Consider the following 14,347-nt stretch of genomic DNA (forward strand, 5'->3'; position numbering starts at 1 on the left):
CGCGTTATTATGGCTGGTTGTTGTGCGCAACCCTCAAATGCTGCGCATATCTTGGTAACAATCGGGTAAACCCCCGCTTTCGTAGGTTCTAAGTTTGTGAGGAGTCTCAGCATGTTCGCTGCCGCCATCTCGCTCGTCGGTCTTGCGGCGACCGTCTACCTTGTCTTGCGCGAGGCCAAGGCCATTCGCGCTCAGTCGGGCACCGTTGCCAAAAGCGCTCTTGGGTGGAGCGTCGCCTTCGGCCTGTTCCAGCTCTTTTTGACCATTTGGGGCGCCATTGGCCTCGTCGCCCAAAACGAGCCGCTCGCCTTTGTGATGCTCATCCTGACCAATGCCATCCTCACCGGCTGCGCCTGGGCCAGTATCGCCCGCGACCGCATCGCCCCGCGCGTCTTTGCGTTCGCCTCGGCCGATGCGCCCGCCCCCACCGGCAAGCTCGCTCGTTTGCGCGACGCCTTTGTGGGCAAACCGCTCGTCGCCGCCGTCCTGTGCCTGCTGCTCGCCGGCGTCTTTGCGCTGCTTGGCATGGAGGTCTCGTCCAACCACGACTTTACCTGGGTCTACCCCCTGTGCATCCTGCTCGAGTGGGCCATCATCACCACGCTCATGGTCGGCCTGTTCTTCCTGTTCCAGCGCCACGGTGCAGCTCCCGCGGTCCTGGCCTTTGCCCTCTTTGTCCTGGGCATTGCCGAGTTCTTCGTCATCACGTTTAAATCCATGCCCATCCAGCCGGGCGACCTTTCGGCCATCTCCACCGCCGCCGCGGTCGCCGGCACCGGCTACACCTTCTCCATCTCGCTGTTCTGCGTGCTGTCCATGGGCTTTACCGCCATCGCTATGCTGCTGTGCGAGTACGCCGGCCTGGTGGCACCGCACCGTCAGAAGGGCGCCGCCAACGCCAAGCGCATGCTGCTCACCAATCTGCTCGTCGCCGCGCTGTGCCTGGGCGGCGTGACCGCGCACGTCACGCTCATCGACTACTACAACACCCTCGGCATCACCGTCTATACCTGGCGCCCGCTCGAGAGCTACTGGCGCGAGGGCTACCTGCCCGCCTTTATTAGTGCAGCGCAGTCCATCAAGCCGCCCAAACCCGCCGACTACTCCGTCGACGATGCCAAGGCTACGCTCAAAAAGTACGCCAAGGCCTACGACAAGTCCGACGCAGCCAAGAGTGACGAGCGCACCGCCGCAAAGGAGCAGTTCGACAGCGAGAAGCCCACGGTCATCGCCATCATGAACGAGACCTTCTCGGATCTGTCGATCTATCAGAACATGCGCGCCGGCTACGAGGGCCCGCAGTACTTTAAGAACCTGTCCAACTGCCTCAGCCGCGGTAAGCTCTACGTGAGTGCCTACGGCGGTGGCACCGCCAATACCGAGTTTGAGTTTATGACCGGCAACTCCATGGCCAACCTGGGCTCGGGCGTGTACCCCTACACCATCTACAACATGGAAACGACCGGGAACCTGGCAGAGCAGTTCAAGTCGCTCGGATATTCCACCACGGCTATGCACCCCAACCACGCCACCAACTGGAACCGCGAGAACGTCTACAAGGACTTTGGTTTTGACCAGTTCCTGTCCATCAACGATTTCCAGGGCGCCGATACCCTGCGCGGCATGGTGACCGACCAGGCTACCTACGACAAGATTCTTGAGCTGCTCGACCAGAACGCCGATCCGCAGTTTATCTTCGACGTGACCATGCAAAACCACTCGGGCTACGACACGGGTCTGCTGCCGGTCGACAAGCAGATGCACCTGAATATCGACACGACCGACCTGGACGCCAAGACCGTCGAGGACGGCACGCTCTCCGATGTCGACGAGTATGTCTCGTGCATCGAGCAGTCCGACCAGGCGCTTCGCTACTTCCTCAACGCCCTGAGCAAGCTCGACCGTAAGGTGGTCGTGGTGTTCTGGGGCGACCACCAGCCGTTCTTCCCGTCCAAGTTCAACGACAAGTGGTTTACCGGCGAGGACGACGCCACGCATCAGGAGCGCCTGTGGCAGACCGACTACATCATCTGGGCCAACTACGACGTTGCCGGCTGCGACCAGACGAGCGAGGTCGACGACCTGTCCACCAACTACCTGTCCACGCAGCTTATGCAGCTGATCGGCGCCCCGCTTTCCGACTACCAGAAAGCGCACATGACGCTTCGCGAGTCGTTGCCCGCCATCAACTCCGTGGGCTACGAGGACGCCAGCCTGCGTTGGGCGCTCTCCTCCAACGTCACCGGCGACGACGCCGAGGCAGCGGCTGCCACCAAGGCACGCGAGGATTACGCCAAGATGCAGTACTACGAGATGTTCCGCGACAGCAAGAACGTGTACACCGAGCACTTCCAGACCGAGGCCAACGAGACCGACCCCAACCTGGCACCGGGCACGACCAAGATCAAGTAGCGGGTCGCTCATAACTGGTTCGTCTGCCCGGCGGCGCGGAACGTAAGGTTCCCTGCTCGGACAGTCCTGCTCGCACGGAGAGCACATTAAGTGCTCTCCGGCTCGTGCGGAACTCGCGATGAACCTTACATTCCGCGTCGCCGGGCAGACGCCTCGGTGTTGAAGCGCGGCTTGTCATGGAGACACCTGCTGAACATATATAAGTTGAAGGCCACGTCATGTGGCCTTTTTTGCATCCGGAAACCGTGTCCCAGAATTCTTGTCTGGAATGGGATGCAGTTTCCGCTTGGGACCCGATTGGGAAAGTGTGTCCCACTATTCAGCTGGATTCCGGGATGTATTTTCCGGTTGAGGCTCGTTGGGAAAGTGCGTCCCACTTTGGGGGCTGATTCTGGGACGTGGTTTCCGGTTGGCTCTCATTGGGAAAGTTCATCCCATTTCTCGGCCTAATTATGGGACGCAGTTTCCCGTTGAGGACCCTTTGGGAAAGTGCGTCCCGGTCTGGGCGCTCAAACTGGGATGGATTTTCCGGATGAGGGCTTGACGGAAAATGTGTCCCGTTCCGGGCGCTAATTGTGGGATGCAGTTTCCGCTTGCGGAGTCTCCACTCAACAGAAAACCCGGGTGGCCTGTCTTTTGGCTACCCGGGTTTTTGGGTTGTCGATATGTTCGACTGGCTACTAGTGGGTCTTGCGGCGCTTGATCAGCATGATGAGGGCTATCACTACGAGCGTTGCTCCCGCTGCTGTTGCGGTGGCGACTAGGGCGAATGTTTGGTCGCCGGTGTTTGCGAGGTTCTTCGCTGTGGTCGTAGTCTTGACCTTGGTGTCGGTCTTAGCTCCGTTGTCGGACTTGGGCTTGTCCGGGTTCGTCGGGGTCTCAGGAGTCTCGGGGTCCTTTGAGCCTTCGGAATCGGTTGGGCCGGCGGTGTTTACCAGCGTATGGTCCAGGAACTTCTTGGCGCCCGCACTTGCCTGTGAGAACAGGCGGCGCGTGCGGATCGGGGTGGCGTTCACCGTTGTGGGCGCCGTCTCCTCGGCCTCGATATTCACGAGCGTCGTGCCGGTGTCGAGGCCCACGTCGTTGTATCCCACGTGGCAGTAATACTGCGCACCGTCATCGTCTGCGGTCAGGTCAATCTCGAGCTTTGAGGCCGTTCCAGCCGCGAGGTTGCCATCGGCACCCACGAGCTTAAACTCTGTCTCGCCGCGGCCCTTGCGGTACCACATATAGGTCGGCGCCAGCCCTGTTTCGCTATCGTCGGCACCGAGTTGCTTCACATGGCCAATCGCCGAGAGCGTCAGGTGGCTTCCCGCCGCGCGCTCAACCGAAGAGTCGTATCCAAGATCCGACCCCTCCGCAGCATCCGCCGCAGGTCCGCTCACGGTCATCGTCATGCCATCGGGCATGGTCTTGACCGTGATGATTGCCGAGCGAATACCTGTTTCGGTCGTGGATCCATTCTTAACGGCGGCGATGGCGAATCGATACTCCGTATTGGGCTGCAGCCCATCCCACTTGAGCGAGGTCTGCGTGTTGTCGGCAATCTTCCAGCTATTGACGACCGCATCCGCCGCATTGCTCTGCAGCATGCCCACGCCGTAGCTAAAGCCACTCTTGTTTGCGAGTACATCGTCCCAGCTAAACGTAACGCTGGTCGAATCGACGGCGTTTGCCGTAAAGCCCGTCACGGCCGGCGCGTCGGGCATCTCGACGTCCTTAACGTCATAGCCCACGATCCAGAACTGGTCGGTGTCCTTGGTGCCGAGCTTGTCGCCCGAGTCTGCCTCGAACTTGTCGACATCCACCGCGTTGACGCCCAGACGCCACACAAAACCGTACTTGCCCTGCGCGGCCTCGGGCAGGTTGTCGACGGTGCCGCCGTATTCGGTCGATTCACTCGAGGAGTTACCCGTAGTAAAGCCGGCGTTGGCACCAAAGCACAGGCCGCCAAACAACTCGTGCTTTGCGAGCTTCGCGCCCATGACAACGCTGCCGTTCAGCGTCAAGCCGAGCTCGAGCTCCTGCTCCTTGCCCTCCTCGACTTCGATGGTCTGCTCAATGCTCGCCCCCGACTGCGCGGCGGCGCCGTTAAACCCATCGTGCGTGTAGGCGCGCGTTACGCCAGGCTTGCCCAGGCCAAAGGAATCCCCAACGGGAGTCTCGCCGTTGAGCGTCGTTTGATAGGTTCCGGGTTCTCCCGACCGGTTGGTCAAAAAGTAGCTGAGCGGCGTCATATTGTGCTGTTTGGCAATGCGGTCATAGGCCTCGACATTAACGACCGAGGTCTGCGCGCCGAGCGACACGGGCGCCGCCATCACGCCCTTGCCACCAGTTTCCTCATTTTCGATCTCATACTCGTAATAGACCATCGGAATCGTGTAGAGCACGGCCTTGTCACCCTCGCCGGCATGCGACTCATAGCTTACGCTTGCGCTGACCGTGCGCTCGCTCCGGTAGTCATAGCATCCCTCGGCGGCAAAATCGACTGAAGCATTCATCGCGACCAGGGGCGGACCGGTCTGCACCTCGACGGCAACGCCCAACTCGGCGCCAATGGTATAGCCCTGGGATGTCCCCGTGCCCTTTTCCTCTCCGTATGACGTGCCGCCCAACACCAGATAGCCGTATGCCTGCTCCAGATCCTCAACATAGGGCGCATCCTGCAGCACGGCAAGCACGCGCGGGTTGGTATAGACCTTGTAGCGGTCCTTGTACGTGATCTTGACGCTGTCGTTGTCGACATCGGGCAGCGCGAGCGAGATAAATGTGCCGTAGGTAGTGCCGCGACGGTTGCTCTCGCTAATCACCTGCTCCTCGCCGCGGCGCACCTTTCCGTTCTCGTCGAGCGAAAAATGCGAGGCGGTCATCCAATAGTAGTCATCGTTCTTGCGCAGGTCCTCGTCGCGGTGCTTGCCCACCACGGCGATAAAGCTCTCGTTATAGCGGTCCGAACCCGAGACGCTGCCCGCCTTGACGTCGCTGATCCACACCTGTTCTATACCCTTGTGGTCATGCTTGTTGCTGCTGTTGTATTGCTGACCGCTCATGCTCATGGTTCCGACCATGGACCCCAAGCCCTGAGCCCCGCTCTGTGCCGTGTTGCAGGCAAAGTCGCGGAACACATCGCCGCCCACGAGCACCTCGTCAACCGCCAGCTGCTCGGACAGGCCGTCAAGGTTGGCAGTGGCAAGGGCAATAGGCGCCAAGGTGCACGGATAGCGCTTATCCTGAGCGCTATCCTTCCATGCGCTGTTGGGCACATGCATCAGCCCATAGGAGGCGAGGAGCCCGTCTCTGTATTCCTTACAATCGGAAAGCTTGAACTCGCCAGACTCCGAGTCAAAATACGCGTAGCGGTACAGCGCGCCGTACAGCCCCTTGCTGCCGTCAGAAGCGCCGTAATCAAAAGCGCTGCGTTGCCAGTCATAGCCCGCAAGAATAAGGCCCGTGACGGTTTCACCCGTCTTCTTTCCTTCTTCATCGTAGGCGGCAAACGTGCCGAACGTCGCATTCGCAGCGACCATGGTCTTGCCGTTCGCGGAGAGGGAGATTGCGCCCGCGTCGCCCAGAGCATCGACATGGACGAGCGCACCCTTGGATGCATCCCACGAAAACAGCTCGCAATGCGTCGACTTATCAATATTCTTCTTGCCGTAGGGTGCCGAGACCACGATGGCGAGGTCATCGCAAAAATCGCGATCGAGGTCGCCGGCCGCTAGCGAAACGACAGGAGCTGACTGAAGCTGCGTCCAGGAGTCGTTCCCGCCCTTGTTGTGCGTGGTGTAGTCCGCGGCGTTACCGGCATCGATCTTGACGACGCTTTGCTTCCAGTTGCCGCCCTCCAAGTCATACATGTCGACTACAGCCTTGCGCACGCCGTTCTCGTCGACATAGCAGCCCGCGTAGACAAAAAGCTCGTCGACGCCGTCGCCATCGACATCGCCCGCCTCGACATCAAAGACGGCGTCGTGCTCTTGCAGGTAACCGGCATCCAGGTACTTAAAACGGCCTTCGTACATCATATTAGTGTTGACCGTCACCGGCAGGTGTGTGTCGAGAGTGCGCGTACGCCCGTTGCTAAACGAGTAGAGGACCAGCTCAACCTTTCCGGCGTATGACTTGCCGTCAATCGTCGTGGAGGAACTGTCGCCGTAGGCACGGAGCTCGGCAACGCGGCTCTTTTTGCCCGTGCTGGCGTCGCTGCAGAACTCAACACTCGTGGCGTGAATGCCCGAGAAACCGTTGTTGTCGTTGGCGAGTACTGTTGAGGACTCATTGTTGCTTAGGTACGACCAGGTGCCGCCACCGTAGTCGCTATGCTTGTGGAGATCGCTGTTCGTATCGAAGTTGTTGACGTTTTGCCAGAACTTTGCGGCGCCCCACACACTTCCATAGCCATCGGTGAGTTTGCTGCTGCCGCCAATGTCACCGCGCTCGACGTTCTCGAGCTTGTCGCGCAGAGTGTAGCGATTGCCATGGCTACCGTTAGCTGCCATATAGACCTCGCTGCGCGTGGCAAACGTCGTGGGGGTATCAGTGGAATAGGGGCCAACGGTATCGGCCGGAATGTCCTCGCTCGTGCCCAGACCCAGGGCTTGATAATCCTGCTCGGTCATATCGGTGATTGCGGGCGCGTCTGCCGCCTGGGCAACCTGGGGCGTGGCCGTGAAGCAGGCGACGCTCGTGGCGATCAACGCAGCAAGCGCCGCCGTCCCAACAAGCGGGATTTTCGACAGCCTACGGATACGGGGGTGTGGAACGTACATGAGGGACCTCGCTTTATTCGAGTGGAGTGGACTCATTTTTGCAAATGATACATCCGATGCCCGATATCACGTGTCTCATTTTCGCCAACGGCGTGTCTCATTTTTGAGAATCCGAGATGCCGCGGAAATCTTATCCCAGCTCAAAGGCCATTTCTGGGATGTATTTTCCGTCGAGCGCCTCATCGGGAAACTGCATCCCATTTCAAGCGTCGATTCTGGGACGCATTTTCCCCTTAGACCCTCAACCGGAAACCGCATCCCACTTTGAGCGCAAATTCCGGGATGCATTTTCCGCTTGAGCCTCATTGGGAAACGGCGTCCCACTTTGAGGGCTGATTGTGGGATGCATTTTCCGGTTTTGCTCTCATTGGGAAAATGCATCCCGTTTCTTGACCGAATAATGGGACGCAATTTCCCGTTGGAGCGCCTTTGGGAAAGTGTGTCCCACTTCGACCGCCCAGAGTGGGATGCACTTTCCGCAAAGCACCTCAACGGGAAACTACGTCCCATTCCAAAGGCAAATTCCGGGACGCATTTTTCGAAAGCCTGCCCATCCGGAAAGCCCGTCCCACTTTGGACGCATCCGGGCACGGAACCATCGACCTATCAGGCCTCCCATCAATAAAGAGGCGTCCTCCCGGACGGCGGGGCACGAAGTTCATCGCGAGTTCCGCACGCAAAGAAGGCCACTTAATGTGGCCTTCGTCTTGCGCAGGACTGTAGAGCAGGGAACTTCGTGCCCCGACGCCCGGGAGGACGTTTCATTTAGAAAGATGGACCGACCGCCGTCAGCGATGGGAGCTACTCCCCCAGCACGGCCTTCTTGGCGGCTGCAGCCATGTTGTCCAGATCTTCCTTGGTGGGATGGTCCTTCGCGGCAACCCAGTTGTCGAGCAGCATCTTATAGCGAGCGTTTTCGGGATCTTGCTCGAGCATGGCCTCGTAGCGCTGCTTGACGGCGGGACCCATCTTGCCCTGGCACATCGCCCAGCCCGCAAGCTCGGCATCCCCAGCCAAATTGGAAGTTACGCAGTCGATAATCTGCTGATAGTAGCTCTGGTCGGCCCCAAAGCCGCAGGTGCCAAACAGGAACACGCGCTTACCGTGCAAGGCGGAGAGCAACGCCGCGACCGAAGGCGTGCACGCGCCCTTGTCGCACCAAAAACCGACGAGCACCGTGTCGGCCGCGCAGGCGCCCTGCGCCTCGAGCGCAACCTGATCTGCATCCGCATCGTCGCTCAACGCCGCGGCATGGACAAACTCAACACCCGCAGCCTGCAGAGCGCGCTTGATCGCGCCCGAAACCATCCTGGTATTACCGCTCTTGCTGTTAACCACCAAAGAGCACGTCATAGTCACGTTGCCTCGTATCCCCCAAAACTAAAGCCACTAATGCAATTTATTAGATGACTATCTTAGTACTAACGTGACAGATGTAAACCACCGTCTGTCGATTGATTAATTTGCCCCACGGGCTTGCTCACTGGGCAAACTGGCTGCGATAGAGTTCGGCGTAGAAGCCGCCTGCCGCTAGCAGCTCGTCGTGCGTGCCGCGCTCGATAATCTGCCCGTCGCGCATCACCAGAATGCAGTCGGCGTTGCGGACGGTGCTCAGGCGGTGCGCCACGACAAAGCTTGTGCGACCGGCCATGAGCTCGTCGAATGCCGCCTGCACCTGCAGCTCGGTGCGGGTATCGATACTCGAGGTCGCCTCGTCCAGCAGCAAGATAGCCGGGTCGGTGAGCATGACGCGCGCGATGCACAGCAGCTGTTTTTGGCCCTGGCTAAACGTGCCGCCGTCCTCGCCGATGACCGTATCGTAGCCGCCTGGCAACTGCACGATAAACTTGTGCGCGTGCGCGCGCTTGGCAGCCTCGATAACCTGCTCGCGTGTGGCGTCGGGACAGCCGTAGGCGATGTTTTCCGCCACCGTGCCCTCGAACAGCCAAGTGTCCTGCAGCACCATGCCAAAGGCACGGCGAAGGCTTGCGCGCGTGTAGTCACGCGAAGACCTGCCATCGACCATGATGCGTCCGGCATCGATATCGTAAAAGCGCAGCAGCAGGTTGATGAGCGTCGTCTTGCCGCAGCCCGTGGGGCCGACCAGGGCAAAGCGCATGCCGGGCTTAGCCTCGATGCAGATGTCCTGAAGCAGCTTGCGGTCGGGCACGTAGCTAAAGTCCACATGCTCAAGGGCGACCTCGTCCTGCGGTGCGGCAAGTTCCACGGCATCTGGCGCGTCGGGCTCCTGCTCGCGCGCATCGAGCAGCGCAAACATGCGGCGCGCCGAGACGTACGCGGTCTGGATCTGCGTAATGACGTTGGTGACCTCGTTGAACGGCTTGGTGTACTGGTTGGCATAGGACAGGAAGATCTGCACGCCGCCCACCGTAAGCGCCGCGGGCACGCCCGTGATCACGCCCACGCAGCCGATCACAGCGACAACGGCATAGATGATGTTATTGATAAAACGCGTACCGGGGTTGGAGAGCGAACCCATAAACTGCGCGCGCTCGCCCGCGGTGTAGAGCTCGGCATTGAGGGCATCGAAGCGCTGCTGGGCGTTCGGGCCATAGGCAAAGGCGTCGACAAGCTTTTGCTCGCCTACGTACTCCTCGATATGACCACCGAGCTGCCCTTGAATACGCTGCTGTGCCGTAAAGCTCTTGTTGGAGAGCTTGGCAATAGCACCGGCTGCAAAAATGGAAAGCGGCGTGACGAGCACCACCACGAGCGTCATGGTCAGGTTGATGGAGAGCATAAACGCGAGCGTGCCCACGATGGTAATAGCACCGGTGAAGAGCTGCGTGAAGCCCTGCAGCAGACCGTCGCCCACCTGGTCGACGTCGTTGACCACGCGGCTCATAAGGTCGCCGTGGGCATGGCTGTCGATAAAGCTGAGCGGCATACGGCTGAGCTTATCGCTCGCCTCCACGCGCATGTCGCGCACCGTTTCGTAAGACAGGCGGTTGACGCAATAGCCCTGCAGCCACTGGAAGGCCGCAGCACCTACGACGACAATCGCGAGCTTGGTAACGAGCGGCAGCAGCGCATCGAAGTCCACCTGCCCGGCGGCGACGATAAGGTCGATGCCCTCGCCAATGAGAATGGGCGTGTAGAGCTGCAGAATCACCGAGACGGCGGCACTCAAAAACGATGCCGCAAACGAGACGCGGTGCGGACGGACATAGCCCAGCAGGCGGCGGGTCACCGCACCCACGGGATAGCGCTCGGGATCGCCGGGCTGGCGCGGACCGTCTCCCAGGTCGTTGAGGCTATCGTTGCCGGACACGTTGGCCGTCATCGTGGCGACCGAACCGGAGGAAGTGTACGGATTCATTTAGCAGCCCTCCTTTGCGAAGACGGATGCGGGGGCGGTCGGGGCACCTGGGGCGAGCGCGGGCGCTGTGCTCCCCCGCTGGCCCTCAAGCTCCTCGCGGCGCAGCTGCGACTGGCAAATCTCGCGATAGAGCTGACAGGTCGCATAGAGCTCGTCATGTGTGCCCAGGCCGGCAACCGAGCCGTGGTCGAGCACGCAGATCACGTCGGCATCGCGCACGGTCGAGACGCGCTGGCTCACAATCACCGTGGTCAGCGGCAGCCCGCCCTTGGCGGCACCGCGCATGCTGCGCTCGCGAATGGCATGGCGAAGCGCCGCGTCGGTCTTAAAGTCGAGCGCCGACGCGGAGTCATCCATGATCAATATCTGAGGCGAACCAACCAAGGCACGCGCGATAGTCAGGCGCTGACGCTGGCCACCGCTAAAGTTCTTGCCGCCCGCCTCGACCGGGGCGTCTAAGCCCTGCGGCTTGTTGCGCACGAACTCGCTGGCCTGCGCCATGTCGAGTGCCGCCCAGAGCTCCTCGTCGGTCGCAGCTTCATCGCGCCAGGTCAGGTTGCTGCGGATGGAGCCGCTCACCAGCGATGCGCGCTGCGGAACGGTCGCGACCACACGGCGCAGCTGGTCGAGCGGCCAGGTGCGCACGTCGGCGCCCATCACGCTCACGCTGCCGGTGCTCGCATCGTACAGGCGCGGGATGAGCGAGACGAGCGTGGACTTGCCGCTACCCGTACCGCCGATAATGCCGAGCGTCTTGCCCAGCGGGAGTTCCAGCGTCACATCGTTGACAGCATTGGCCGCGCCAGCGCCAAACGAGAAGCTCGCATGGCTCAAGCTCAGCGCGGGAACTGAAGCGACATTGCCCGGCTTGGGCAGCGCGACCGGCTGGTTGCCCTCGTCGGTGATGCCCGGCACGCAATTGAGCACCTCGTTGATACGCGACGCGCTGGCGCTCGCCTTGGTAAAGACCACGACCAGGTTGGCGACGTACACGATGGAGGTCAGGGTCTGCGTCATGTAGTTCACAAACGCCATGACCTGGCCCTGCGTAAGCTCGCCCACGCTGACCTGGATGCCGCCCACCCACAGGATGGCGCACACGCCCAGGTTCATCACCAAAAACGTGACGGGGTTGAGAATCGACGAGAGCTTGCCCACCGCGATGGCAGTATTGGCCTGGTCGTCGGCGGCCTGCGCAAAGCGCTCGCGCTCGTGATCTTCGCGCACGAAGGCGCGAACCACGCGGGCGCCCGAAAGGCCCTCGCGGCAGATAAGCGCGATGCGGTCGAGCTTTGCCTGCAGCTGCTTGTAGTACGGAATGCAGCGCGCCATGACAACCCAGAACACCAGGCCAATGGCGGGCGTGCAGATCAAAAAGATGATGCCGAGCTTAAGGTCGATGGCAAGGGCCGCGCACATGGAGCCCACCGCTAGAAAGGGCCAGCGGATGAGCATGCGCACGCCCAGCGCCACAGCGAGCTGGACCTGGTTAACGTCGTTGGTAATGCGCGTGATGAGCGACGGCGTGCCAAAGCGGTCGAGCTCGGCATAGCTCAGCTTGTTGATGTGCTTGTAGAGCGCGCCGCGAATGTCGGTGCCCATGCCCTGCGATGTCAGCGCCGCCATCTTTTGGCAGACAAGCGTAAACGAGATGCCAATCACAGCCATGGCGCCAAGTACCATGCCGTAGTGGATAACGGCGCTGACATCGTGTGCGCCAATACCCTTATCGATCATCTGGGCAATCACGAGCGGTGTAAGCAGGTCAAAGATCACTTCGATCAGCTTGCACGCAGGGCCAATCACCATATAGCGGCGAAACTTGCCACCAAAACGCCTGAGCAGCTCAATCATGTATAGGCGCTCCCTATCATCATTCACACTCAATTCGAATCATGATAGTACGGTGAGCCCAAAAGAAGCGTAAACAACTCGTCATTTCTAATGGGATTCGGTTTCCAAAGAAGCGGAAAGGCACGCGCACACCCAGCCAGTGTCGGGTCAACTAGCATGGTATATTTACATTAGTGCTACCAAGTTAGTCGCCGACCCTTGAAATGAGGTGCCGAGATGAACGACATTCTCGCAAGAAGAGCAAGACGAGCAACTGTGGGCATCGCCCTTTCCGCGGCACTTGTCGCGGGAATCGCCCCCGCAACGGCGATCGCGGCAGAAACCAGTTCCCCCACCGGTGCGGCCGTTTCGCAGACGAGCGCCACCAACGGCAATTCGGGCGCCCCGCAGACAGAAGACGCGGCCGCCGCAAAAGAAAAAGCGTATGCAGCCATGCAGGAAGCGCTCAAAAACCTCGAGGCCGCAAAAAACGCCGCAAGTCCCGAGAAAATTGCGAGATTCAATGATGACATTACCCGTTTTCAAGAGTACCGCGAAAAGATGGCGGCGCAAGCCGCCGAAGGGAGGGAACTCCTTCCCACCATGCAAGCGGACGTCGATGCTGCCCAAGCCAAATACGACGGGGCCATCAACCGGGTAAGCGAGCTCCAGGCAGAATTAGAGAAGAAACATGAGATGCTTAAGACACTCGAAGCACTCGGCTACGAGGAGTTTGTCGAAACTACTAAACAGCAAATAAAGCAGTTGCACAGTGAGATCATATCGGCAAAAACGCACGTAAACTATTGCGAAACGGAGCTCCGCGAGTTCCAGTACCGCCTCAGAAGAGAGGAAAGACGAGTTAATGACTGTGAACGTGCTGTAGAGAAATATAAAGCCGATATCGACCGGTTCACAGCCTGGCGAGATGCGCTCCTCGACAATTTGAAAAAAGCGCAAACGGCCTATGACGACGCCTGCAAGGCATACGAAGAGGCAAAGGCCGCGGCAGACAAGGCCGCCTCGCCCGAGATAACGAAACCGACCGAGACAGTGCCTCCCTCCGGCTCGACGCAACCCGCCGAGGCGACACCGCCCGTTGCCTCACCTGCAACCGGCAAAGACGCCCCATCGAGCTCCACCAAGCAGGCGAACACGAGCAGCGGCAAGCAAGCAGATACGACCGCCGGCAAGCTCGCGAACACGGGCGATGCAGCGCCGAGCGCAATCGCACTCGCAGCAGTCGCCGCCGCAGGACTCGGAATAACCGCCACGGCCACACGCCGCCTCAGGAACCCAAAATAGCTGCCAGCGGTTATTGTCTTCGCCAATCCACAAGCCAAGAGACAAAAAGAGGTCCGTTTCCCCAACCCAGGGAAACGGACCTCTTTACTTGTAAAAACAGATGGTAATGCCGCCGTCTCTTGAACCACGTAGCCATCAATGCCCAGACAACACTAGCAAGCCGCGTTCCTTAAGGGATAGATTTAATGGCTGTTAATCGGTTGATTTTCAATCTCAACGCAACAGCCTGAACGGGCCCCGCGTTTCCGCAGCTAGCGCAACGCGGGAATAGCCCCCGGCACCTGGCCGTCGCACCGTTTCCGCAGGTGGAGAGGCTATGGAGGCCGGTGCCCCCATGCCGCCGCCGCATGCTCCGCCAGCCCGCCGCGCAGCCGTTCCGGACTCAGCGCAACGGGCCCTCCGGCCCATGTCCCGGCCCGCCGCCTATCCCGCCAGCGGCCCCTCGCCCCTCGCGGCCCTGGCCCTGTCGATGCAGCCGGGCGTGAGGTCCAGCTCGCCGGGCGCCAGCTCCTCTATCCCGAACGCGTCCATGAGGGCGGAGGCGTCCTCCCCGAGGGCCATCCGCAGCACGCGCGCCGGCGTCAGGAACCCGAGCGCCCCCCTCGGCTCGGAGTTCACCTGCGACATGAGCAGCGCGCAGTCCGCCGCCGTCAGCCGGTCGAACCTGGCCCCGGCGCCCTTGGGCAGC

The 14,347-nt window shown here is 60.4% G+C and carries 6 protein-coding genes and 1 pseudogene; 2 read left to right on the forward strand and 5 right to left on the reverse strand.

Features of this window, described 5'->3' with window-relative positions:
- Nucleotides 1–111: 111 nt before the first annotated feature.
- Complete coding sequence (locus tag AAAX31_RS07930) at nt 112–2,412, forward strand: LTA synthase family protein (RefSeq protein ID WP_349076819.1); 2,301 nt, start codon at nt 112–114, stop codon at nt 2,410–2,412.
- 680 nt (nt 2,413–3,092) lie between these two features.
- Here the strand turns inward: AAAX31_RS07930 and AAAX31_RS07935 are convergent.
- The 4 genes from AAAX31_RS07935 to AAAX31_RS07950 all read right to left on the reverse strand — a co-directional run bounded on the left by AAAX31_RS07935 (nt 3,093) and on the right by AAAX31_RS07950 (nt 12,375).
- Nucleotides 3,093–7,181 carry a fibronectin type III domain-containing protein gene (locus tag AAAX31_RS07935; protein ID WP_349076821.1) on the reverse strand — a complete coding sequence of 1,363 codons (4,089 nt, stop codon included), beginning with the start codon at nt 7,179–7,181 and terminating at the stop codon, nt 3,093–3,095.
- 801 nt (nt 7,182–7,982) lie between these two features.
- Nucleotides 7,983–8,534: a flavodoxin family protein BilS gene (bilS, locus tag AAAX31_RS07940; RefSeq protein ID WP_349076824.1), complete on the reverse strand. Its 552-nt coding sequence runs from the start codon at nt 8,532–8,534 to the stop codon at nt 7,983–7,985.
- 127 nt (nt 8,535–8,661) lie between these two features.
- Nucleotides 8,662–10,521, reverse strand: coding sequence for an ABC transporter ATP-binding protein (locus tag AAAX31_RS07945; RefSeq protein ID WP_349076827.1), 1,860 nt, complete (start codon nt 10,519–10,521; stop codon nt 8,662–8,664).
- A complete protein-coding gene (locus tag AAAX31_RS07950; RefSeq protein WP_349076829.1) occupies nt 10,522–12,375 on the reverse strand; it encodes an ABC transporter ATP-binding protein in 1,854 nt (617 codons plus the stop codon).
- Between the two features lie 216 nt (nt 12,376–12,591).
- Between AAAX31_RS07950 and AAAX31_RS07955 the strand changes: the two genes are divergently transcribed.
- Nucleotides 12,592–13,659 (forward strand): hypothetical protein, encoded by a 1,068-nt coding sequence (locus tag AAAX31_RS07955; protein ID WP_117877194.1) that lies wholly within the window; start codon nt 12,592–12,594, stop codon nt 13,657–13,659.
- A gap of 423 nt (nt 13,660–14,082) precedes the next feature.
- Here AAAX31_RS07955 and AAAX31_RS07960 read toward each other — a convergent pair.
- Nucleotides 14,083–14,347: pseudogene (locus AAAX31_RS07960) on the reverse strand (IS30 family transposase); the annotation flags it as partial.

Source organism: Collinsella sp. CLA-ER-H5 (assembly GCF_040092375.1).
In the GTDB taxonomy this organism is placed as follows: Bacteria; Actinomycetota; Coriobacteriia; order Coriobacteriales; family Coriobacteriaceae; genus Collinsella.

Coding starts and splice junctions, on each gene's coding strand:
- AAAX31_RS07930 (WP_349076819.1), top strand. CDS start 112: ATGTTCGCTGCCGCCATCTCGCTCGTCGGTCTTGCGGCGACCGTCTAC.
- AAAX31_RS07935 (WP_349076821.1), bottom strand. CDS start 7,181: ATGTACGTTCCACACCCCCGTATCCGTAGGCTGTCGAAAATCCCGCTT.
- bilS (WP_349076824.1), bottom strand. CDS start 8,534: ATGACGTGCTCTTTGGTGGTTAACAGCAAGAGCGGTAATACCAGGATG.
- AAAX31_RS07945 (WP_349076827.1), bottom strand. CDS start 10,521: ATGAATCCGTACACTTCCTCCGGTTCGGTCGCCACGATGACGGCCAAC.
- AAAX31_RS07950 (WP_349076829.1), bottom strand. CDS start 12,375: ATGATTGAGCTGCTCAGGCGTTTTGGTGGCAAGTTTCGCCGCTATATG.
- AAAX31_RS07955 (WP_117877194.1), top strand. CDS start 12,592: ATGAACGACATTCTCGCAAGAAGAGCAAGACGAGCAACTGTGGGCATC.